Annotated in this window: 23 protein-coding genes and 2 pseudogenes; 6 read left to right on the top strand and 19 right to left on the bottom strand. The window is 61.5% G+C overall.

All coding sequences use genetic code 11. The features are described 5' to 3' along the window. Nucleotides 1-3: 3 nt before the first annotated feature. Nucleotides 4-1,191, bottom strand: coding sequence for a substrate-binding domain-containing protein (locus KUV49_RS18895; protein ID WP_222452498.1), 1,188 nt, complete (start codon nt 1,189-1,191; stop codon nt 4-6). 316 nt (nt 1,192-1,507) lie between these two features. On the opposite strand from KUV49_RS18895, the gene KUV49_RS18890 reads away from it, so the two are divergent. Genes KUV49_RS18890 through KUV49_RS18870 form a run of 5 tightly spaced genes read left to right on the top strand, consistent with a single transcriptional unit; the run spans nt 1,508 to nt 6,980 of the window. Beyond that, complete coding sequence (locus KUV49_RS18890) at nt 1,508-2,266, top strand: electron transfer flavoprotein subunit beta/FixA family protein (protein WP_222452497.1); 759 nt, start codon at nt 1,508-1,510, stop codon at nt 2,264-2,266. Beyond that, nucleotides 2,263-3,237: an electron transfer flavoprotein subunit alpha/FixB family protein gene (locus tag KUV49_RS18885; protein WP_222452496.1), complete on the top strand. Its 975-nt coding sequence runs from the start codon at nt 2,263-2,265 to the stop codon at nt 3,235-3,237. The genes KUV49_RS18890 and KUV49_RS18885 overlap by 4 nt, the downstream gene beginning before the upstream one ends. Next, nucleotides 3,234-5,264 carry a heterodisulfide reductase-related iron-sulfur binding cluster gene (locus KUV49_RS18880; protein ID WP_222452495.1) on the top strand — a complete coding sequence of 677 codons (2,031 nt, stop codon included), beginning with the start codon at nt 3,234-3,236 and terminating at the stop codon, nt 5,262-5,264. Before KUV49_RS18885 ends, KUV49_RS18880 begins: the two co-directional genes overlap by 4 nt. Further along, complete coding sequence (locus tag KUV49_RS18875) at nt 5,261-6,178, top strand: NAD(P)-dependent oxidoreductase (RefSeq protein WP_222452494.1); 918 nt, start codon at nt 5,261-5,263, stop codon at nt 6,176-6,178. The genes KUV49_RS18880 and KUV49_RS18875 overlap by 4 nt, the downstream gene beginning before the upstream one ends. Before the next feature lies 1 nt (nt 6,179). Continuing rightward, on the top strand, nt 6,180-6,980 hold the full coding sequence (locus tag KUV49_RS18870; RefSeq protein WP_222452493.1) for an N-acyl homoserine lactonase family protein: 801 nt from the start codon (nt 6,180-6,182) through the stop codon (nt 6,978-6,980). Between the two features lie 70 nt (nt 6,981-7,050). Here KUV49_RS18870 and KUV49_RS18865 read toward each other — a convergent pair whose 3' ends face one another. Further along, nucleotides 7,051-7,950: a LysR family transcriptional regulator gene (locus tag KUV49_RS18865; protein WP_222452492.1), complete on the bottom strand. Its 900-nt coding sequence runs from the start codon at nt 7,948-7,950 to the stop codon at nt 7,051-7,053. Between the two features lie 200 nt (nt 7,951-8,150). On the opposite strand from KUV49_RS18865, the pseudogene KUV49_RS18860 reads away from it, so the two are divergent. Next, nucleotides 8,151-8,279, top strand: a pseudogene (locus tag KUV49_RS18860) (transposase); the annotation flags it as partial. On the opposite strand, the gene KUV49_RS18855 reads toward KUV49_RS18860, so the two are convergent. The 17 genes and pseudogenes from KUV49_RS18855 to KUV49_RS18780 form a co-directional block, all read right to left on the bottom strand. Beyond that, nucleotides 8,279-8,941 (bottom strand): cysteine hydrolase family protein, encoded by a 663-nt coding sequence (locus tag KUV49_RS18855; RefSeq protein ID WP_222452491.1) that lies wholly within the window; start codon nt 8,939-8,941, stop codon nt 8,279-8,281. The pseudogene KUV49_RS18860 and the gene KUV49_RS18855 sit on opposite strands and share 1 nt — an antisense overlap. After that, nucleotides 8,938-10,212, bottom strand: coding sequence for a TRAP transporter large permease (locus KUV49_RS18850; RefSeq protein ID WP_222452490.1), 1,275 nt, complete (start codon nt 10,210-10,212; stop codon nt 8,938-8,940). Before KUV49_RS18850 ends, KUV49_RS18855 begins: the two co-directional genes overlap by 4 nt. Then, complete coding sequence (locus KUV49_RS18845) at nt 10,209-10,703, bottom strand: TRAP transporter small permease (RefSeq protein ID WP_222452489.1); 495 nt, start codon at nt 10,701-10,703, stop codon at nt 10,209-10,211. Before KUV49_RS18845 ends, KUV49_RS18850 begins: the two co-directional genes overlap by 4 nt. Before the next feature lie 50 nt (nt 10,704-10,753). Further along, nucleotides 10,754-11,743 (bottom strand): TRAP transporter substrate-binding protein, encoded by a 990-nt coding sequence (locus KUV49_RS18840; protein WP_222452488.1) that lies wholly within the window; start codon nt 11,741-11,743, stop codon nt 10,754-10,756. Nucleotides 11,744-11,957: 214 nt separating this feature from the next. Further along, nucleotides 11,958-12,212: pseudogene (locus tag KUV49_RS21590) on the bottom strand (lyase family protein); the annotation flags it as partial. Nucleotides 12,213-12,247: 35 nt separating this feature from the next. Beyond that, entirely contained in the window at nt 12,248-12,391 is a 144-nt protein-coding gene (locus tag KUV49_RS21585) for a lyase family protein (RefSeq protein ID WP_261391595.1), read from the bottom strand. Between the two features lie 64 nt (nt 12,392-12,455). Then, the gene (locus tag KUV49_RS18830) at nt 12,456-12,980 is read right to left on the bottom strand and encodes an SRPBCC family protein (protein ID WP_222452487.1); all 525 of its coding nucleotides are present in this window, start codon (nt 12,978-12,980) and stop codon (nt 12,456-12,458) included. Then, entirely contained in the window at nt 12,977-13,942 is a 966-nt protein-coding gene (locus tag KUV49_RS18825; RefSeq protein ID WP_222452486.1) for a vWA domain-containing protein, read from the bottom strand. Before KUV49_RS18825 ends, KUV49_RS18830 begins: the two co-directional genes overlap by 4 nt. Next, complete coding sequence (locus KUV49_RS18820) at nt 13,939-14,454, bottom strand: hypothetical protein (RefSeq protein ID WP_261391593.1); 516 nt, start codon at nt 14,452-14,454, stop codon at nt 13,939-13,941. The genes KUV49_RS18825 and KUV49_RS18820 overlap by 4 nt, the downstream gene beginning before the upstream one ends. A 32-nt stretch (nt 14,455-14,486) precedes the next feature. Then, the gene (locus tag KUV49_RS18815; RefSeq protein WP_222452484.1) at nt 14,487-15,500 is read right to left on the bottom strand and encodes a vWA domain-containing protein; all 1,014 of its coding nucleotides are present in this window, start codon (nt 15,498-15,500) and stop codon (nt 14,487-14,489) included. Beyond that, a complete protein-coding gene (locus KUV49_RS18810) occupies nt 15,497-16,345 on the bottom strand; it encodes a nonribosomal peptide synthetase MxaA (protein ID WP_315899573.1) in 849 nt (282 codons plus the stop codon). The genes KUV49_RS18815 and KUV49_RS18810 overlap by 4 nt, the downstream gene beginning before the upstream one ends. Beyond that, nucleotides 16,342-17,208 (bottom strand): DUF58 domain-containing protein, encoded by an 867-nt coding sequence (locus KUV49_RS18805; RefSeq protein ID WP_222452483.1) that lies wholly within the window; start codon nt 17,206-17,208, stop codon nt 16,342-16,344. The genes KUV49_RS18810 and KUV49_RS18805 overlap by 4 nt, the downstream gene beginning before the upstream one ends. Then, nucleotides 17,205-18,224, bottom strand: a complete 1,020-nt coding sequence (locus KUV49_RS18800) for an AAA family ATPase (RefSeq protein WP_222452927.1) — start codon at nt 18,222-18,224, stop codon at nt 17,205-17,207. The genes KUV49_RS18805 and KUV49_RS18800 overlap by 4 nt, the downstream gene beginning before the upstream one ends. 124 nt (nt 18,225-18,348) lie before the next feature. Then, nucleotides 18,349-18,660, bottom strand: coding sequence for a methanol dehydrogenase [cytochrome c] subunit (locus KUV49_RS18795; protein WP_222452482.1), 312 nt, complete (start codon nt 18,658-18,660; stop codon nt 18,349-18,351). A gap of 81 nt (nt 18,661-18,741) precedes the next feature. After that, complete coding sequence (moxG, locus tag KUV49_RS18790; RefSeq protein ID WP_222452481.1) at nt 18,742-19,275, bottom strand: cytochrome c(L), periplasmic; 534 nt, start codon at nt 19,273-19,275, stop codon at nt 18,742-18,744. Nucleotides 19,276-19,279: 4 nt separating this feature from the next. Next, on the bottom strand, nt 19,280-20,122 hold the full coding sequence (gene moxJ / locus KUV49_RS18785) for a methanol oxidation system protein MoxJ (RefSeq protein WP_261391592.1): 843 nt from the start codon (nt 20,120-20,122) through the stop codon (nt 19,280-19,282). Nucleotides 20,123-20,193: 71 nt separating this feature from the next. After that, on the bottom strand, nt 20,194-22,098 hold the full coding sequence (locus KUV49_RS18780; protein ID WP_410000784.1) for a methanol/ethanol family PQQ-dependent dehydrogenase: 1,905 nt from the start codon (nt 22,096-22,098) through the stop codon (nt 20,194-20,196). Nucleotides 22,099-22,145: the final 47 nt, after the last annotated feature.

The following is a 22,145-nucleotide window of genomic DNA, read 5'->3' as shown; positions in this document are numbered from 1 at the left end:
ACCTTACTTGGGGTATTCGGGGGCGAACGTGGCCGGGTTGTAGCCATCCGGAAGACCGTGGCTTGGCGACAGATCACCGGGATCATCCATGCTGACGTGATCCAACAGATAGCGATCCGCCCGCACCGACGGAGTCTCGGCATCCGGCGATGTCACGACCTGCATGTTGACTTCCACACGGGCCGGAACCGGAACACCATTGAGAACGTCAAGCGCAGTTTCCACGCCGGTAATGCCCATCGAGGTCGGGTAGTCGATCCCCATCATCGGCACGTCATAGGTATGCGCGAGCTGGTACATCCGCGCCACGTCGCCGCCTGTCATCGGAGGGATCTCACCCTTGCCGTAACCGGCGTCCAGATAGGCTTCGATCGCGCCGTAGCCCTGAAGAGCACTGTCCGCCAACACGCCGTCGATCTCGTCGCCATATTTCTGGAGCAGGGCCGCCATGGTCGATTTGCCCGTGGCCGGGTTCCAGTCAGTGTACTGCATCTCCAGCACGTTGATGCCGGGGAATTTCGCCAGGACTTCCTTGTTCGCCTTGATACGATCTTCCGCCACGGACGAGCCGGCGATGCCGGGCAGCATGACAATATCGCCCTCGCCGTTGAGATATTCGGCCATCCATTGCGCTTCCATGCGGCCTACCACCGTGTCCGAAGCGGTCACGAAAGTGATGTAGTTGTCACGGGTCGACACCTTACGGTCCACCATGACAACCGGGATGCCCTGCCGCGTGGCGCGGCCGACAACACTGTCGAGAGCTTCTTCCGTCGCTGACGCGATTAGCAGCAGGTCAACACCCTGACTGATCAAGTCCTGAATGTCGGCGATCTGCTTGGACGGATCGTCATTCGCATCCGTAACCAGGAAGCGTTCGATCTGATCCGAGTTCTCGCCGGCAGCCCAGAGGACACCATGCTGGAACGCGACACGCCACGCGTTGGAGATCGACGCGTTCGAGAAGCCGATCACGTAGGGACCTTCCTTCTTGTACTGCGACGTGTCGATCATCTCGTTGAAGTTGGGGTTCCAGAGCCAGGTGCGCGGCACCCCCTCATACCCGGTTTTCGCCGCTTGCGCGGTGTCGTCCGCAGCGCTGACCGGCGCTGCAAAAGTCGCGCCGATCGCAGCGACAAATCCCATGGCCAATACCTTCGCGGCCATGCCCTTTCCCTTATCAGAATGCATGTTCTTTCCTCCCTTTGCCATCTCCGACGAACCAGCCATCGATGGTTGCGCGCCTCCTCCAAGAGAACAAAAAGTCGTTACCCTTCAATGCATTAACTGCGCAACACCGGCCAATCCACGTGTTAACAGTAGCAGCGGGACAGGCACTCCGGTCAATCCGCATTGAGGTAATATCGGATATTACCACTGCGGCACTTCCAGCCGGGAACGCCACAGGGTTAGCCTGTACGTGGAGGAAGTCGTCGCCGGTTTTTCAGCCTGGTCACGGGCACAAGCGCGACGCACTTGAGTTAAGACAAAAGCGGGAGGAAGCGCCGTGAAACTACTGGTCGTGCTGCGCATGATGCCGGACCCAGCATGTGAGCTGGAACTGTTGGAAGACAGCTCTGGCGTTGACTACGAGTGGCTTGATTTCAAACTGAACGACTTCGATGACCAAGCCCTGGAAGAAGCGATTCTGCTCAAAGAAGCCTGTGGCGGCGAAGTGATTGCGCTGGCGTGCGGCGAAGGCGCCGGGCGGGTTCTGCAAATGGCCTTGGCCCGTGGCGCGGATCGTGCCATCGAATATGAAACCGAACCGGATGAAATGATTTCGTCACGCGTGATTGCTCATGATGTGGCGGCGATTGCGAAGAACGAAGGTGTCGATCTCGTTCTGACGGGCGTACAGGCGGCGGAAGACCTGCATGGTCAGCTTGCGCCTTATCTCTCTGCCATCCTGAGCTGGCCAGGCCTGTCCGGCACGAGCCATGTGGCGCTGACCGACACGGGTCTTGCCGTATCGCAGGAACGCGGCGGTGGTGTCACTGCGCACTACGCAGTGAATTTGCCCGCTGTGCTGGGCGTACAGACAGCATCCAAGGCGCCGCGCTACGTTTCCGGCAGCAAGCTTCGCGAAGCTTCGAAGCTGCCAATTGCCACCGCGGCAGCAGAGGCCGAGCGGCTCGAACCTTCCGGAGACCTTGTAAAACTCGCGCGTCCGGAGCGGGACGAGGCCGCGACGTTCCTGGGAGGAACAGCCGAAGACGCAGCCGCGAAATTCCTTGACCTCATCAGAAGCGGAGCAGTGGCATGAAAGTTCTCGTCATCAGCGACCCCAGTGACACCGGCTTCGAGCCTGTTTCCCTGGAACTGATCACCGCCGCCCGCAACGTATGCGGTGAGGACGGAGAGGTGACCGTGGCCGCATTGGGCCACCCGGACGCAGCGAAGGACCAGTTTGGCGCTGCGGACAAGGTTGTCAGCCTGCTTTCGGAAACAGTGGGACTGCCCACGGCCGAGGCCGCCCAGGCGGCGTTGGCCAGCCTGGTGGTAGAGGATCGGCCCGACGTTGTGCTGGTGGCCTATTCCGCGCTCGGTCTCGACATCGGCCCGTGGCTCGCCGCCCGCTGCGACTTGGATATGCTCGCCTACGTGACAGGTCTGGAGCGTGACGGCGCCGATTTGCTCGTCCGCTCCCAGATCTATGGCGGCAAACTTGATGCCACGTCGAGAATCGGAGCCGGCTGCGTGCTGTCCCTCACGCCGGGCGCATTCGAAGCCGCCCCGTCGCAACCGGCGTCCGATGTCCTGACGCGGGGCACAGACGCAGAGGCTGGCAACAGCTCCCGCCTGACCGGCGTAGACCGCCCCGAATTGACGGGTGTCGACCTGACACAGGCGGACCGGATCCTGTGCGTCGGACGAGGAATCGGCGACGAAACCGGAATCGAACAGGCCCGTGGCCTTGCAACTGCCCTATCGGCCGAACTCGCCGGCAGTCGCCCCGTGGTCGATGGCGGTCTGCTGGAGAAACTGCGCCAAGTGGGCAAGTCGGGCCAGAAGGTCAAGCCGGGCCTGTATATTGCGCTCGGGGTCTCCGGCGCACCGGAGCATCTCGAAGGCATGTCCTCCGCAGAGGCGATCGTGGCCATCAACAGTGATCCCGACGCGCCGATCTTCAACGTCGCGCACTATGTCGCCACATGCGACATGTTCGACTTCATGGATGCGCTGGAGGAACTCCTCGAAGAAAATCCGGTCGCGGCGGCAGGCAACGCCGCATGACGGAACAGGTGATACTCTGGGGGATAACCCTGCTGGCCATCGCCGTGACCTGGTGGCGTTCTCGCCACCTGATCACGCCCCTGCTCGCCAAGGCGCCCGCTGCCGGGCGTCGCGGTGATCCGGGTGTTCGGCTGGCCGGTGTTCTGGCTGCCGTGGGCTTGCATCGCAAGCTCTTGCGAAAGCCACTCTCGGGCGTGCTTCACGCAATGATCTTCGCGTCATTCCTGGTGCTGTCGACCGCCATCATCCAGGCCTTCGGGTCCGGTCTCTTCCCCGGGTTCAGCCTGGACCCTGTGGGCGGAAACACCTGGATTGCTCTGCTGCAAGACATATTCGCCCTCGTGATGATTGTCGGCGTTGCGCTGGCGGCCTGGCATCGGCACGTCATGCGTCCCGCACGGTTCCGGGGCTCCAACTCGCGCGATGCGACGACCATCTATTTTCTCATACTGGCCATCGTCGGTTCGATGCTGCTGGAATCCGCCTTTGCCGTGCTCGAGGGGGCAGACCCGCGCTGGCGCCCCGTCTCGGCAGCCATCGCCCAAGGTCTGGCTGCGTTCGAGGGCAACGCGAGCCTGGGTGAGCATTTCTTCTACTGGGTGCACATCTGCGCGATCCTGGGGTTCCTCATCTATATTCCCGGCTCGAAACACCGGCACATGTTCCTTGCCGCGCCGAATATCTGGTTCCGGAATCTCGGCTCTCGCGGGCGCTCGCCCGACCAGCCGGAAGACAAGGATGTGCCCGGCGTTCAGGAGTTCACGGGGTTCGACTGGAAACAGAAGTTCGACCTTCTGGCCTGTACCGAATGCGGGCGCTGCCAGGAGGCCTGCCCGGCCCATGCGGCGGGGCTGCCGCTTAGCCCCAAGTTGTTGATCACCGATCTGCGCGACGCGATGAGCGACCCGGACCGTGTCCACGAACCCATCGTCGGCGGCGCCATCGCACCGGAAACCCTGTGGTCCTGCACCACTTGCAGCGCCTGCCAGGAGGTTTGCCCGGTCGAGATCGAGCACCTGCCCAAGATCATCAATCTGCGCCGCACCCTTGTTGAGGACGGCACCGTCAATGCCGGGATGCAGGATGCCTTCATGAATCTCACGAACACGGGCAATTCGATGGGCCGCCCGGCGCGTCAGCGTGCACGTTGGACAAAAGCCCTCTCCTTCAAGCCCAAGGATGCCCGGAAAGAACCCGTTGATGTCCTGTGGTTCGTCGGCGACTACGCCTCATTCGACCCGCGCGCACAGGAAACGACGCGCCGCGTGGCCGAACTTCTCAATGCCGCCGGGGTTGATTTCGGCATCCTCTACGACGCCGAGCGCAACAGCGGCAACGACGTGCGCCGCTCGGGCGAAGAAGGCCTGTTCGAAATGCTGGCCCAAGCCAATATCGAGGCGATTGACGCCGCAAGCTTCAACCGGATCATCACGACGGACCCTCACAGCCTCAATGCGCTTCGCAACGAGTACGGCGTGTTCGATGCCCGCTATGACGTGCAGCACTACACGACTTTCCTGATCGAACTGCTGGATGCCGGCCGGCTGAATGCGGCGCACAGGCTCGCCGGCGGAAAGGCGACCTATCATGACCCCTGCTACCTTGGCCGCTATAACGGCGAATTCGATGCGCCGCGCCGGCTGATCGCAGCGGCAGGGTTCGAGGTGCAGGATATGCCGCGCTGCCGCGAGAACAGCTTCTGCTGCGGTGCCGGCGGCGGCCGGATCTGGCAGGACGACGAGGGCGTGACCGAGCGCCCCAGCGAGAACCGCATTCGCGAGGCGATGGACCTGCCGGGCGTGACGACTTTCGTGACCTCCTGTCCAAAAGACAAGGTCATGTACACGGCAGCGGTCGATGCGCTTGGCGTCGGGGACCGAATCGAAGTCCGCGATGTGATCGAACTTTTCGAAGTGGCTGAAAGCGCAGCAGACGCAACAGCCCCGAAACACGCGCAGGCCGTCACGCCTGCACAGGATGGAACCACCCAGGCCGGACGCCTGGTACCGGAGGAGGAAAACACATGAGCAAACAGAAATTGGGTTTTGTCGGGGTCGGCAAAATGGGCGAACCGATGGCCGGCCGCCTGATCGACGCAGGCTACGACTTGGTGATCCACGACACCGATCTTGCCGCAACACAACGATTGACGGCCCTTGGCGCCGCCGCGGCTGATAGTCCGCGCTCCGTTGCCGACAGTGCAGAGATCGTTATCGTCAGCCTGCCCAGCCCACAAATTCTCGAGCAAGTGGCGCTGGGTGAAAACGGCGCGATCCACGGCAAGGCGATGCGCATACTGGTCGACATCAGCACAACCGGCCCGCGCGTTGCCAGCAACATCGCCGCAGCTCTCGAAAAAGAAGGCAAAGCCATGATTGACAGCCCGGTCAGTGGCGGTCTGAAAGGTGCGCGCAATGGCACGCTGGCCGTGATGAACTCCGGCCCGCGCAGCGCCTATGACGAGGTGACCCCGGTTCTCGAGATTTTCGGCAAACTCTTTTACATGGGCGAAAACCCTGGCTCGGCCCAGACCATGAAGCTGGCGAACAACCTGCTCGCGGCCTCGGCGCTTGCCGCGTCCTGCGAAGCCGTCGTCATGGGCGTCAAGGCCGGGCTGGACCCCAAGGTCATGCTGGATGTCATCAACGCCGGCAGCGGCCGCAACAGTGCAACCGAGGACAAGTTTCCCAAATCGGTATTGTCGCGGACATTTGATTTCGGTTTTGCCACCGGCCTATCCTTCAAGGATGTTCGGCTTTGCGTGGACGAGGCCGAGGCGATGGGCGTTCCGATGGTCGTGGGCAGCGCCGTGCGCCAGATGCTCAGCATGACCAACCAAGTGTATGGCGCGGACAGCGATTTCACATCAATGGTCAAGATCGTCGAAGGCTGGGCGCATGTCGAGGTCGGCTCGTCCGAACAGGGTGCGGCAGAGGCCTAGCATGTCGGACACCTACGAGATCCATGCCGTTCGTTACGGGCATGACGGCCGCAAGTCCTCCCAGAATTTTCTGGGCGGGGACAGTCACGACGTGGACATGCCGCTCGACTACTTCGTCTGGGCAATTCGATCCGAGACGCGAACCTTCGTGCTCGATACCGGGTTCTCGGCCGATATGGGCGTCAAGCGCGGCCGGACCCTGATCCGGCCGGTTGCCGAAGGGTTGGCCGCCATAGGGATCGATCACGCCAAGGTTCAGGATGTGATCATTTCCCACCTGCACTATGATCACGCAGGCAACAACGACCTGTTTCCGGAAGCCACCTTTCATCTTCAGGACACGGAGATGGAATACGCCACCGGCCGATGCATGTGCCACAAGGCCATCAACCACCCTTTCGAAGTCGAAGACGTTGTGACCATGGTCCGGCGCGTATACGAGGGGAAGGTCTGCTTTCACGATCGCGACGAGGAGCTGGCGCCCGGCCTGTCCGTTCACCATGTCGGCGGCCATTCTCGCGGGCTTCAGGTGGTCCGGGTCCACACGGCTCGGGGTCCAGTCGTCCTGGGCTCCGACGCGGCGCATTTCTATGCAAACATGGAACGCGCTCAACCCTTCCCCGTTTTCGACAACGCGGCAGAAGTCCTCGATGGTGTTCGCCGGATGAAACAGCTTGCCGGTCAGGATGCCGAAGACCGCATCATTCCCGGCCATGACCCGCTTGTTCTGGAACGATATCACCCGGTGTCGTCTGACCTGCATGACATTGTCCGTCTCGATCAGCCGCCGCGGCCCGACTGACCGATCCGATTGGCCGAACTGGCCATGCACCGGGCGGCCCATACAATGGGGGCGCCCGGGGTCGCTCTGGTCAAGGTCGCCAAGGATAACTTGAGATAATGTCTCGCACCTCCTGCCGGAAAGTGCGCATCATCGAGCGTATCAAGGGCGACATCGGCTTGCTCGTGCTGGTGGCCAAAAGCAGTTGCCGCGACAGCGAAGGGTCGAACCTCCAGGCACGGACGCGGCGCTGCTGCACCAGATTATGCACCGTGGCGTAGGGCAAAACGGTATATCCCGAGGACTCCTCCACCAGCATGAGGTTTGATGACATCGCTTCCAGCTCCATGTCCACTCGAAGTTCGCAGCCCGCCTTTGTCATCTCATCGTCAATAAGACGCCGTAGCCCGTGCGGGCGACTGGGCAGGATCATCGGCAGGCTCGACATCACTTCGAGACTCACGACCTGCGTATCAGGCGCATCCCGGGCAACCATGGGACCGATCAGGCAAAGCTCATCCTCGACCAGAGGCTCGGTCACGACCGAGGGCAGACGCGGTGGATTGTAGAGTACCGCCGCATCGATCCTCCCTACCGTCAACCACTCCAGAATATGCCCCGAAAACCCCTCGATCACCCTCAGTGTCACGTTCGGAAACTCGTTCTTGATCTTTTTCACCAACGGTACGGTCAGAACGGTTCCAACCGATGGCGGCACGCCGAGGACAAGTTTGCCTTTTGGACTCTTCTGCATTGCCGAAACGACATTGCGCGCCACCTCCTCGCGGTCGATGATTTCGTCGACAAATTCCTTCAGCATGACACCTGCCTCGGTCAGCACGACACCACGTCCGGTCCGGTGAAACAGTTCGACCCCCAACTCTTCCTCAAGCAGGCGGATATGACGCGTGACCATCGGCTGGCTCACGGACAAGCTCATCGCGGCCTGCGAAAAGCTGCCCGCACTCGCCACAGTTTGAAAGGCTTTCATTTGCCGAAATTCCATCGCGTTCCTCCCAAACCGCAATGCCCCTTGTTAGTGGATTTTCATTCCTTGTTCCAATGACTTCTGGCTCGTGCCCAAGTGATATTTCGGGCTGTTGGCCTTGATGACAGTTAAGAATTTCAGCTTGTGGCTCGGCTCTGATACTTTTCGGATCCGCCAGGATTGCCGCTTCGTTGAGCTGGCCGCGGGTATCCGGGATCAGCTCGGCGACGTTCTTCAATTGGAAGAAGAAGTATGCGGGTCTGATGCCGTCGGAGATGGAGCGGTTGCGAGAACTCGAGCAGGAGAACGCGCGGCTGAAGCAGATCGTTGCCTAACCCCAATAAGCCCTGAGTGCCGCGATATCCGTGGTATCTCCGAACCATTTCTTGTGATTTTCGATGAAATTGGCATTCATCTCTGGTGTCACGCTGGCGCAGGCATCCTCGACCATGATCGAATAGTATCCCCGGTAGAACGCATCGGACGCCGTTGCTTGAACGCAAACATTCGTGTTGCACCCAGCGAACAACAACGTGCGCACGCCCTGAGCGCGTAACATATGATCGAAGTGCGTCCCATAAAAACCAGAATAGTTTCGTTTCAGGATTTCTGGTTCGCTGTCCAATCTGGGCAGGATTTCCTCGTCCCACTCAGCGCCCCAGCTTCCTTCCCTGGCCAAGAGTTTATCATCCGTCCATTGGTCCTCCGGCAGATGCCCCAGGTACTTTTCCAGGTAATTTTTCGGGCTGTCCGCTATCGTGTGAACGACGCGTATCCAGAACACCCGGACACCCGATTTTCTTGCCAAAGAAACCAAACTGTTTGCAGCATTGATAACCGGGCGGATCGGCTCAACATCAAGTCCTTTTTCCCGCGCAAGCAACCCTTTAGCCGACACGAAATCATTCTGCAGATCAATGACCGCCACAGCAGAATGCTGCGGGTTCAGTTGTTTCTCAAGCCTGTTCAGGGCCGGGTTGTCACGGTCCATCATTTCAGTGCCTCGGGCAGCCAGAGCGACAATTGGGGCACAAAGGTCACGAGCAAGCTGAACAGGATCCCGATTGCAATGAAAGGCATTACACCAGGTGTCATCTTGTCAATGGACAGCTTCGATATGCCAGATGCAACAAACAGGTTGAACCCGAAAGGTGGTGTGTACATCCCGATGGCAGCGTTTACCACGATGATGACCCCCAGGTGCACGGGGTCCATGCCCAACGACATAGCGATGGGTATGAAGATCGGTGCAAAGATCAACGTCGTTGAGGTTGGATCGATGAACATGCCGGCGACAAGCAGGATCAGGTTCATCACCAAAAGGATTACGACAGGCGATTCACTGAGCGACAGCAGGCTAGCCGAGAAATCCTGTGGGATTTGCTGCACGGTCAATAGCCACGAAAAGCTGGATGCAACCGCAATCAGGATCATGATCTGCGCGGTGTTCGCCGCGGACTCGACGGCCGTTTCAAGCAGTTGCTTCAAGGTTATTTCACGATAGATGAAGCCCGTGACGGCAACCGCATAGACACAGGCAATTGCAGCGGCCTCGGTCGGAGTGAAGATACCGCCATAGATACCGCCCAAGATGAAGACCGGCGTACCCAAGGCCCAAAGTGCCGCGCGAAACGACATAAGGATTTCTCGCATCGAAGCTCTGGGCGCCGTTGGCAGAGAGCTGTGATTGGCATAGAACCAAGAATACAGCAAAAAAGACAGGCCCATAAGGATGCCTGGCACAATGCCGGCGATAAACAGATCGCCAACTGACGCCCCCGTGACCACACCATAGATGATCATTCCGATGCTGGGAGGAATGATAAGGGCTACCGAGGCGCTTGAGGTCACGATCCCGACTGAAAATTGTTCCGGGTAGCTGTTTTTTTTCAAGGCGGGAAGAATGATGCCACCAATGGCGACAACCGTCGCGGGGCTGGAACCGGACACCGCGCCGAACAGCATACAGGCCACGATTGTCGTCAGGGCCAGCCCGCCAGGCAAATGCCCTACCAAAGATTGGGCCAGGTTGATTAGTCGGGTCGACAACCCGCCAATTCTCATGACATTCGCCGCAAAAATGAACAATGGCACCGCCAGCAAGGCAAACTTGTCCATCCCGGAAAACATGCGTTGGATCAGCGCTTCAAGCGGCAAACCGACGTAAAAGAAGGTGAAAGCAAAAGTCGCCAGCATCATTGCGGCAAATATCGGCACATTTGCCATGATCAGCACGATCAGGATAAGCAGCAAAACCAAACTCATGAGGCATCGCCGGCGCGAGACTGCCGACCCGCGATCCGGACAATCAACGCGGTTGCAAAGCGAAGTCCGGCCAGAAAGAAACCCACCGGCATCGCCCCGTAAACAAATGTCATTGGAACGTTGAGCGTCGAACTCATTTGGCCCAGGTTCGTTACCTTCAACGTGATAGTCATGGAGTAGTAAAATCCAATGGCCGCTGCGGCCGTGCCGCAGGCCAGGACAAAAATCTGCTGAACGTCTTTTCCCCTTTCGGATAGGCGCGCGGAAATCGCATCGACAGAGATATGCCCGCCCTTGGAAAGGCAGACACTTGTCCCGATCATCGTAATCCAGACGACGCCGTAACGTGCCATCTCTTCCGCCCAACCCAGGTTGGAATTAAAGAGATAGCGAAGTACGACGTTGCCAAAAAGTATTACAGTGACACCAAGCAGCAAAATCCCGATGACGAGTTGCTCAAATCTGTCCAGGTAATGAAGTATCCGCTTCACGCGCTCACCCCCTTGATTTGTTTGTTATTGCTTCGCTGCGGAGTGCGTAACTATTGTGTTGCTGCGTAGATTTTCTTCAGCATCTCGCCGCCGCGCTCGTCCGAGAAGATCTTGTGAACCGGCAAAGTCGCCTCGCGGAACGCCGCCTTTTGCGCGTCAGTGATGGTGACGATCTCTGTGCCGGACTCTCTGATCCGCTCAAGGTCCGCGGCTTCCACTTCCTGAACACCGGCACGCTGACGGTCGATCATCTTCTTTCCTGCCTCCATCATGATGGACTGAAGGTCTGCCGGCAGGCTGTCGAACCAACTGCTCGAATAAATCAAAACCCCGGCCAGCATCGCATGCTCCGTCAGCATCAGATAGTCTTGCACTTCGTAGAATTTCATATCGTGGATCAGGTTGACCGGATTTTCCTGACCGTCGACCATGTTCATCTGAAGCGCATTATATACTTCGAGAAATGCCACTGGCACCGGGTCGGCACCCAAGGCACGGTATTGTTCCATGATGATCCCGCTTTCCATTGTCCGCATCTTGAAGCCTTCGAAATCATCGAGCGTGCGCAAGGGCTTATTTGCCGTCATGTTTTTGAAACCGTCGACATAGTAGCCAACGCCCCGAACACCCTGCGGTGTCAGAAATTCAAGCAGTTCCTTGCCAACCGGACCATCTAGAACGTCGATCATCTTTTCGCGGTTTGGGAACAGATACGGCAGGTCGAGGACCTGTAGCTCGGGGACAAAACCACTGATCCGCGCGGTGGGTACCCACGTGATCTGCATGCTGCCGATCTGGAGCGCTTCAAAGGCTTCCCGGGCACTGCCGCCCTGGCCCGAATGCAAGAGGGTGATTTCGATACGACCGTCGCTGGCCGCTTCAACTTCCTCTTTCATTTTTAGGGCAGCTTGGTGGTGAGGCGAATTGGGTTTGAAACCTGACGCAAAGATTGCCCTGTATTCTTGCGCCTGAGCAGACGTTGATACGGTGGCAATCACAGCTGCCGCGATGAACGACAGCAATAATTTTGTGAGCGACATTTTTTTCTCCCCTTTTGTTGGCCAACAGCGCGTTGGTTTGGCTATAGCAAGCTAGATTTCGGTGGAGCCTACGGACAAACAAGAAATCCTGCTACGACGGATAACATTTATTCATGCCCTTACAGGGCGACCGCGGCGGGCGGTCCAATCCCTCGCGGGTGGTACCGGCCCACGCTCGTGAGCGACCTTCATCGCTCGAATAAAGACCCATCAGGCCGATCGCCTCGAATGCGACCTGATTCACCGCCTCGGGAATGACCAGGTTGACCTTGCCCGGCATGATGGACGATCCGGCCTGCACGGGCGGCAGGCGGATCTCGCCGATCCCCGCAAGCGGGCCGTTGCTGAACAACCGAAGGTCGTCGCTGATTTTCGACAGCTTCACCGCAACCCGCTTCAGGATGCCCGAATAGGTGACAAAGACGCCTTGACCGTAAGCGGTCTCCAGCAGGTCTGCGTGGGCTGTCAGCGGTGAGCCGGAGATCGCGGAAAGCTAGGACACCGTCAGCGCCTGATAGCCCGGGGCACATTCACGCCGGTGCCGACAGTCGTGCCCCCAAGGTTCACCTCGCGATGGACCTCGGAAATCTGGATCAGTCGCCGGATGTCGTACCGGATCGCCGCCGAAAAGGCCGCGAACTCAAGCATGAGACATGAAGGGCAACGGTCTGTCGCAATACGGCTTATGCAATAACGGATGCCCCGTATCTGCCTACAAGCTGCCGGATGCCATGTGCTGGAGGTGCTCCAGCCCATCGGAAATGAAGGTCTTCATCGCTTCTACGGCGGCCGCATCGTCGGATGTCTCGTCGGGGTAGTTCGTCGTATCCGCCCGGAAGAAACTGGCACGCCAGGTAACCTGAGTCCCGTCCTCGGTGGCTGTTACGGAAATATCGTTCGTATAGTAGCTCACTGCTATCGCTTCAGGGTTTGGCTCGCTGAGACGCCAGCGGATGCTCATCGCGTCGTCATCGACCACGTCTATGCCGTCCAGCACGCTGCCACCCTCGGTAAAGGTGACACTGCGCTGCGGCTTGGTGCCGCTATCGTCCATCTCGACGCTCTCGACGTCAGGATGCCATTCGGCAAGCCGGGCGGGATCGCCGACCACGTCCCAGACCGCTTCGGGCGGCGCCGATATGGTGACGGTTTGCTCGTCGCGTTGCGGTGTGGGACCGTGGGCATAGAGCGGGCCTGCGGCCAGCATGGCGACGGCGAAGAAGGTTGCGCGGATCATGGGATGCTCCTTTTTCCGGACTGGGAGTGAGTTCGTTTTTGCGTGCGGGCGGATGATCGTTGCATCCAGCCTGAGAGAAGCGCGGCAAGCGACAGCGCGCCGAACAGCGGTCCGAGACCGCTTTGAACCTCTATCGAGCGTCCGGGCGCGACGGCCTTCAGCGCTTCGTCGAGAGCCGTGCCTCCCTGGTCTAAGCGCACGAAGGCCATTTCACGCGCGGCCGCAAGGCTCTCCAGATAGGACGCCCGCAAGGCGGAAAGGTGTTCGTTGCCATCAAGATCGCTTTCGCCATAGGGATTGTTGCGGGGATGGTAGCCGGGGCGGGTGGACGCATCCTTGGGCGGTGCACCCAGGCGGGCGGGTGCATGATTCACGTCCTGCGCCTCGTAAAAGCCGATCTCGCGTCCGACATTGTCGAATTTCGGGATCGGTGCCGGCGTCGCCCCGCCCACGCCAACGATCACGCCGCCAGGGCTGTCGCCGCGATAGGGATCCGGTCCGCTGTAGGGCAGTGGTGGCGCCTCGTGCCCGTCAGTCACGAAGATCAGCGGGACGTCCAGGGCGGCAGCCCGGTCAAGCGCGTGATTCAGTCCCTTGGCGACACGGCTGTCGCCCTCCCAGGCCATGCGCCAGTCGAGCATTTCCAGAGCCTCGGACAGGCTCGCGAAATCGGTGCAGACGTCAATGGGCGTGAAGAGCGTCAGGCTGCGGCGCTCGGTAAAAAGCGCGAGGCCGACCCGCGTGCCGCACGGTTGATCGGCGATCCAGTTGCGCAGGTCGATCCGCACGGCATCGAGGCGCGCCCGTCCGCCCATGTCGCGCACGTTCATCGAGCGCGTCACATCAACTACGACAAGGGCGTCCCGCAAGTTCTGCTCGACCGGCATTCCCGGATCAGCCGCGGCCAACGCTGCGAATGCGCATGCGGCCAGTGGCGGCGCGAGGCGGCGAAAACGGCTCATGGCGCCCCCCTGGGCAATCCGGGAAGGTCGGTCCAGATCTGGCGCGGCTGTTTTTCGTCCTCTTCACCCTTTTCGGCACCCGGACGCGGCATGTCGCGGACAAGCCGCGAGGCCAGGTCGAGATTGACCTTTGCATCATAATTGCCCGGTTCGGCGCGCAGCGCGTCGCGGTAGGCCGCCTTGGCAAGTGCCACGACGGGGGCGGCGTCGTCGATGCGTCGGGTCGCGATGTATTCGTAGGCCTCGCGCATTCGCGCATTTCCTATGGCGTAGTGGAAATCCGAGCGGAGCGCGTTGGGCGCATCCTCCAAAAAGGGCGCGAGTGCCTCGGCCTCGGCAATGCGGCCGCGCCAGGACAGGAAGAGCGCCATGGCAAGATGCGCACGCGGGTCGCCGGCGGCGCGTGGCTCTGCGGTCCGGCCGGCATGAAGGGCGCGGATCGTCCGGTTGTCGGCAAGATCGCTGGCAAGACCGAGGCCGAACTGGACCATCCCCGCCGCGGCAAGCAGCAAAAACAGGCACAGCAAATATGGGACCGCGCGTCTCATGAGCGGACCAAGATCGGTTTCGGCGCGTGCGGGGCGTAGGCGCGTTCAAGCCACCGAGCCAGGCAGAGCCCCCCGGCGGCAAGCGCGGCCACCACATAGGCCAGCCAGGCCAGATCGCGCCGGGGAATCGCGCGTGTCGTCAGGATCGGGCGGCTTTCCAGCTTGCCGATCTCTTCCACGGCGTCGCTCACGGCATCGGGGCTTTCTGCCTCGAAGGCGCGGTAGGGCTGGCCCAAGCGTTGAAGAAAGAGATGGAGGTGGCGTTCGGGCCGAAGTTGCGGGCTGTCTGGTTCGCCGGCAGGGACGGGTTCGAAAATGCTCTTGGCTCCTTCGCCCCGCAGATAGAGCCAGTATATGTTCACCTTCTGCCTTGCCGCCAGACGGGTCAGGATCTTCTGCACCTCGGGGGCGATAACCCCGGCGCCGTCCGACACCATCAGGACGGCGCGCGATCCGCTGGCGGTCGCTTCGTCCATCATGCCCATCGCCAGCGCCAGCCCCTTTCCCACGTCGGTTTGCGACAGGCCGCGTTCGTCCAGCGCCTGCACCGCGGCCCGGACGGCCGTCCGGCTCTGGGTCAGCGGAAGGGCTTCGAGAGGGGCGGTTGAAAAGGCCGCAATGCCGATGCGGTCGTCGGGCCGCCGGTCCACGAAATCGAGAAGGATCCGGCGCGCTGCCGCCGACTTGCTTTCCTCGTCGCCGCTGGGCGCACGCCCGGCGAATGTTTCGTCCATGCTCGACGATCTGTCGATCAGCAGCACCAGGTTGGTCCCGAAGCCCGCCTGTACCCGCGTACCGCCCCGCAGATAGGGTGCGGCCAGTCCGATGATCAGAGCGACAATCCCGATGATGCCAACCGAGACCAGGATATGGTCGATCCACGCCGCGCTACCGCCGTGCAGCCGCAAACCCGTGTTCGGCACGTTCGAACTTGCCAGCCAGCGCCGGACCAGGGGCAGCGCGGCCAAGGGGATGGCCGCGAGCAACCAGGGAGAGTCGAACGCGATCATCGACGCCCCCTTTCGATAGCCGAAAGTTTCCGGGCAAGGGCGATGATCGAATTCGGGTCGTCCTGCCGGGTGCCAGATCCGAAGAACGCATCGTCGGAGGCCTGGAAGAACTCTGCAAGTTGAACTCTTGCCGGTGCGAATTCAGGCCGCGCCGCAAGAAAACGGTCGAGATCCGGGCCGATCAGAACCTCTCCGAAGGCGCGATCCAGACCGCGGTGCAGAAGCTCGCGCAACCCGGCGGATGTGCCCTTGCGCTGCGCCGCGATTTGTCGCGCGGCGCGGGTCAGGGGCCTGGCTGGCCGGGCATGGAATGGCCACCAGGCCTGATTGCGGGCCAGTTCGACCAGCGCCACAAGAAAAAGACAGGCGGAGACTGCCAGTCCGGCGCGGTTGAACTGCGGGTCCACGAGGGGAAATCCCGGATCGGGCTGCAACTGGTCCGGTGTCGACGGGGCGAGTATGGGCCGGATCGGTGCGGTCACGAAACCGAACCCCGGGAGCGTCACCTCGGTGCCGTCGGACATGCGGATCGTCGCACCCGGCACCTCGCGCAGGCTGGGTTCCAGCGCGGAATAGAAGTTCTGCCATTCCAGAATGATCTCAGTTCCGTCACTCAGATCGCGTGTACGGACCGAGACCAGATCCAGCCAATACTCCGCGCTTCGGGGCCGGGGCAGCGAGGATCGCTCTATCGACAGATCCGCGGGATGCGACACGATAATTCGCTGCGTCATCCGATCGCCGAGCCACCAGCCATAGCCGCGCGGCGGATCGGCCCGCACGCTGACCTCGGCCATTGCCTGCAAGGGCAGGAACAGCAGCAGACCCAGAACGAGCCGTGTCACAGCGGTGCCTCGTCCAACGCTGCCGCCAGCGTCTCGACGTGCAACTGGTCGCGAATTTCGATGGCTCTATGGCCGTGGTCGGCGAAGACCCGTCGCAACTGCCTACGATGCGCCGATATTCGGGCGCGTTGCGCGCGCGACCAGCGGCGCGTGGTCAGGACGGTGCGGCGGCGTCCGGTTTCGGGATCCCGTGTCTCTGCGAGACCGAGGTGTTCGGGGGGCGCCTCAAGGCCAGTGTCGCGCAGCCAGATCGGCAGCAGCGGCCTTGGCTGGATCGCGGTGAGCAGGTGGTCGAGCTCGTCCGCAGTGAACTCGAAGTCGGAGATCATGACCACAAGCACCCGGTTTGCCGGCAGCATCGTGGCCGCCGCGTGCAGGGCCTCGACGCCTTCGCCGCGCGGGCGCAGTGTCGCGATCCGCTGCCGAAGCTCTTCATCCAGACCCCGCCTGCGCGTGTCCGGCTCGCTCTCCAGCAAGTCCGGCCCTGCGCAGATGCTGATGCCGAACCGATCTCGCCCGCGCCACGCAGCACGCGCGAATCCGGCGGCCAGCAGTCCGGCCAGCGACTGACGGTCGGCCTGCGAGCCGGTGGCCAGGGATGCCGAGGCATCGAGCAGGACATGTACCGACAGGTCGGTGCGCGTCTCGAAGCGGCGCACGAAAAGTGCCCCGGATGGATCAAGCATCGACCGGCGCACGTCCAACCGTCGCGGATCGGGGTGGGCCAGAAGCGGCGCCACGTCGGCGAAACTGTCGCCGGCACCGCGCATGCGTCCGCGATGTTCACCGGCGCGCAGGCCGGGAAGGGCGCGCGCCAGCCGCCAGGTCAGCATGTCAAAGAGGTGCAGCGCGGCGTCGGTCATGTCGCGGGTACGGGCACCGCCCCGAAGGCGGCGCGCATCAGTGCAGGCACCAGAGTTTCGCGCCGGGGTTCGGCCGCCGGGGTCAGGAACGTCCGATGCGCTATAACCGGCTGGAACACGCGGCGCACGTCCTGAGGCAACACGGCATCGCGGCCCTCGATCCAGGCTGCGACCCGGGCGGCACGCACCAGCGCCTGCATGCCGCGCGGGCTTATGCCACCGCGCACGAGACGCGCGGGGTCGATTCCCTCGATGTCCAGGCCAGCCGCCGCCGGGTCGCGAACGGCTTCGCAAAGGGCAAAGACGTAGCGTCTCAGGGCATCGCTGGCGTGCACCTCTTCCTGTAGCGTCCCGGCAAGCGCCGGAAGACCGGAATAGGGCAAGAGGCCCGTCTTTACTTCCGCGATCAGCGAGTCGGTGTCGTGATACCGCCGGTCGAACGCAAGATCCATGCGCGCGGTCGGATCCGCGGGCGCATCCACGGGGATCTCCATCATGAAACGATCGCGTGCGGCGGCTGGCAGTTCGAACGTCTCATCCCGCTCGATCCGGTTGCGATCGGCGAAGACCTGAAGATGCGGGAACGCATGCTCACGTCGAAAGGCCGTCACGGTCCGCTCCGCCATGAGGCGCAGCAACAGGGCGTGGACCTGGGGCCGGGCGCGGTTGATCTCGTTGAAAAAGAAGATCGACAGGTCGGTTCCCTGCGACAGGACGGGTCCGGGCTCGATGCACGGTCGGCCATCCTCGTCTATATGGGCGGAATAGAGCAGATCCGAAGGCAGCAGGTCGACTGTTCCCTCGATGCGTGCATAAGGCCCGCCGAGCGCCCGGGCAACGGCCCGAAGCAGCGTCGTCTTGCCGGTTCCCACATCCCCGGCAAGCAGGACGTGCCCGCGGCACAGTACCGAGACAAGGATCAGCCTGATCGCCTCGGCCTGACCGATGACGACCTCGTTCAGCGCTTTCTCGGCCCCGAGAACGTCGTCACGGCCGATTGTTTTCGTCCCGGTCAGAATTTGATCCACTCCACATGAACTCGTCAGACAATCGGCGCCGTGCGATCCGGTGGAGAGAGGCGGCTCCTGCCATGGGAGACACAGGCCGCGATCCGGAACGCACAGCGCCGAACCTCTTTCCTCACGGTGAGGGAGGAGAGGTGTTCTCGTCGTAGTCGGGGATTTGGCGCACGTCGTACACGAATTCGCCCGTCTGCTTCATGTGGTGAACACGCCAGGCATTGCGTTGATCCATGGCGGCAATCGATTCCTGCTGCTTGGACAGCTCCGCCGGGTCGTGCTGCGGGTCGTACTGCGTGCCCGCGATCTCTTCCGGGTAGCCCGGCTTGGGCTCCCAGCAATTTCCGGGCTCTTTGCAGTTGGTGCCGTCATACGCAAGTGCCGGACCGGCCAGCAATGCAAGCGAGAGCGTGATTGGTGTCAGAAGTTTCATGGTTGTCCTCCTCCATGGTGTGCCGGCAAGGCCGGCGGCAAGAGACGGACGTCACGCGCCCGTCTCGGCTGGGCGGATGATTCATCCACCCGATTTCCGAGCGTCAGGATCAAAAGGTGTGAACTCCTCACGCTGTTCCTCCGTCAGCCAGGTTGCCGTTTCAGGGTCGCCGGTGTAGAGATGCCGAACCCACGCCATCGCCAGCAACATTTCGTCCAGTGTCAGTGCGCCCCACATCGGGCCCATCTGACCCGACGCACCGCCGTAGAGCGTCGAGAACAAGCCGACGTCCTCTTCATTGCGCGGGTATGTCCAGTAATCGTCGTTCAGGCCCGGGCCGATCTTGCCTTCCGCATAGTGGCCGTGACATCCCGAACATGCCGTGGAGTAGATGCTTTCGCCCTGGTCCAGATACTCCGGGTTCTCGTTGTAGATGTTCACGCCGGTATCCATGAATGTCCGGACGGCTTCCGTATCGCTGCCCTCTTCCATTGCGAGGTCGAAATCGAGTGGCGAGCCGTCGACGGTGTTGTAGAAGCGCGGCGCGGCATAGGCGACCGTGGCTATACTGATTGCAAGTCCGGCGAGCGCGATCTGGCGTTTGTGCAAGGTCATCTCCTCAGTTCATCGGTAGGGTCGGGATGCCTTCTTCCTCGAGGACCGCGCGGATCCTGGCGCTTCCGCTTTCCAGCGCGGCGTCGATCTTTTCGAGAAGTTCGGGCGAGTCGTCGGCCACGCCGACGGATTGCGAGTATTGCAGCGGAATGACCAGCCCGTCCGACCGCTCGATCCTGTCGGTGATCAGCGTCATCTCCAGCGGTTCGCGGGAGTCCTTGACGAAACGGGCGGCCTCGGGCGCGAACAGTATGCCGAGATCGGCTTTGCCCGAGGAAACCTCGTCAACCACGCGTTCCGCGGGAACCTGGGTGTACTGGTTCCGGCGATCTTCGAAATCAACCAGTGATGCCTGGTAGATGAGGTTGTACTCGTAGCGACCGCTGTATTTCAGGATCGTCTCCGCGGGGCTGTGATATCGGTACGCGAAGGTGTCGTAGCCTTCCTGGTCTATGTCCTGCCAGGTGTGGCCTTCGAAGCCGCGATCCTGCCGCGCAACGAAGGCATAGGCCGAGCGATAGTAGGGCTCGCTGGTGAGCATGCGCTCATCGCCTTCGTCGACGCCGATGATGACCTCGCAAATGTCCTGTTCGATCCCGTCGCGATGCAGAAAGATCGCGTCCTTCTCGACCTGCACCATCTCGAGCGTCAGACCGGCCTCGTCGGCGATGATCTCTGCGATGCGGTTCTCGAACCCGTCGAGATCGGCCGTAGAATACGGGGCGTCCTTGGTGGATGCACAGACCCGCATCGTGTCGGGATCGGCGTCCGTCTGCTGGCCGGTGGCCGGCAGGGCGGCGGCAAGGACCGCGCCACCTATCAGCGCACCTCGGAAGAGGGTAGCCATTGTGTTTCTCCAGTCGGTTTTGGGGCGTGAAGCGGGGCGGGCCTGGACCCGCCCCTCCGGTTCGCGTGTCGTCAGGTGTCTTCGCCTTCCTCGGCCACGTACTCTCCGACCATCGGGTCGGAATACGGGCCGTCGCCGTTCAGCGAGAAGACCATGATGCCGCCCCCCATCTGGGTATATTCCTGAAGCCGGCGGAACGCGCCCACCGATCCCAGGCCCGCGGTCGGGTCCTCGAGGTCGAAGACAAGCCCGACACCCGGCCAGCCGCCGACACCGTAGTAGATGGCGATGTACTGGCGTCCGTCATGCTTGTAGGTCATCGGGTGACCGATCACGCCGGACGGCAGCTTGAACTTCCAAAGCAGGTCGCCGGTGTCGGAATCCCGCGCCTTGATGAAGCCGTCGAGCGTACCGTAGAAGGTCAGGCCGCCGGCCGTCGCCATGGTGCCGCCCCAGACCGAGAAGCGTTCCATCTTTTCCCAGGCCATCTCGCCGCTGATCGCGTCATAGGCCTTGACCTGGCCCAGTCCGAGATAATTCTGACGATCGCCCTTGGGGCCCGGGTACATGTTCAGCGTCGCCCCGACGAAGAACTGGCCCGCGCGGTAAGGCAGCATGAACGGCTCCCAGTCCATGCAGATATGGTTGATCCCAAGCATGAACAGCTTGCGCTCGGGGTCGTAACTGTCGTGGCCCTGGTTGTGGTAACCCATCGCGGAGGGGCAGATGTCGCGGGCATTGTGATCCATCCGCGTGCCGAATTCAGGGTCGCGGACCGGCAGGCCCGTATCCAGCTGAACCTCGCGCACCCAGTTGACCGTGTCGTCCATCTTGTCGGCCGAGATCAGGTCGCCGTTCGTGCGATCGAGCGTATAGACGATGCCGTTGCGGTCAGGGTGGGTCAGCAGCTTGCGCATGTTGCCCTCCTTGTCCTCCTGTTCGGACAGCATCATCACGTTGACGCCGGCATAGTCCCACTCGTCATGCGGGGTTTTCTGGTAGGCGAATTTCGCTTCGCCGGTCTCGGCCTCGCGGCCCCAGATTGCCATCGTCCACTTGTTGTCGCCCGGACGCATCGTCTCGTTCCACGGTGCCGGGTTGCCCGAACCATAGTAGAACAGGTCTTCCTGCGGGTCGTAGGCGTACCAGCCCCAGTTGGTGCCGCCGCCGATCTTCCAGGCGTCGCCTTCCCAGGTTTCGGTCCCAAGATCGAACTGGCCATAATGCGGGTTGGGCTCGTTGAAGTCCTCGGCCAGCACGATGTCCTCGTCCGGGCCGGTGGCGTAGGCGCGCCAGCGCTGCTCGCCTGTCTTCACGTCATATGCCGTGACATATCCGCGTACCCCCAGCTCGGCGCCCGAAGACCCCACCAGCACCATGTCCTTGATGACATAGGGTGCGATGGTGAGGGTCGATCCGACCGCGATGTCCGAGTTCTCCATCATCCAGACCGTCTCGCCCGTCTCGGCGTTCAGTGCGGCGATGTGCCCGTCCAGCTGGGTCCGGAAGATGAGCGCGTCCTGATCATCATCCCCGGGCCAGTAGGCAAGGCCGCGGTTGACCACGTCACAGCAGGCCACGGTGCGGGCGGTCGGATTCTGCTTGGGCTCGTTCTGCCACAGGATCTTGCCCGGCTCGTTCAGGTCGAGTGCGAAGGTGGTATTGGGATAGGGCGAGTGCGCGTACATAACGTCGCCGACAACCAGAGGCGTTCCTTCGTGGCCGTGCAGGACGCCGGTCGAGAATGACCACGCGGGCCGCAGCTCGGTCACGTTTTCCTTGTTGATGCCGGTCATTTCCGAATAGTTCTGCGCGTTGTAATCGCGCCCGGTCATGATCCAATTGGACGGGTCTTCTGCCATTTCCACGAGGCGGTCATTGGCGCTTGCCGGTGCGGCAGCGATCATGGTCGCGCCGGTCGCGACGGCTATGGCCAGTGCCGAGACGCGGCTTCTGGGCTGTTTGGACATTCTCATTCATTCCTCCCTGCGGACAGAGTTTACGGCGTCGAAAACCCGGAAGG

The sequence above is a fragment of the Roseovarius atlanticus genome (genome assembly GCF_019802205.1).
Taxonomy (GTDB): Bacteria; Pseudomonadota; Alphaproteobacteria; order Rhodobacterales; family Rhodobacteraceae; genus Roseovarius; species Roseovarius atlanticus_A.
The sequence above is the reverse complement of the archived record's forward strand: the minus strand, read 5'-3'. Positions and strand labels throughout refer to the sequence as shown.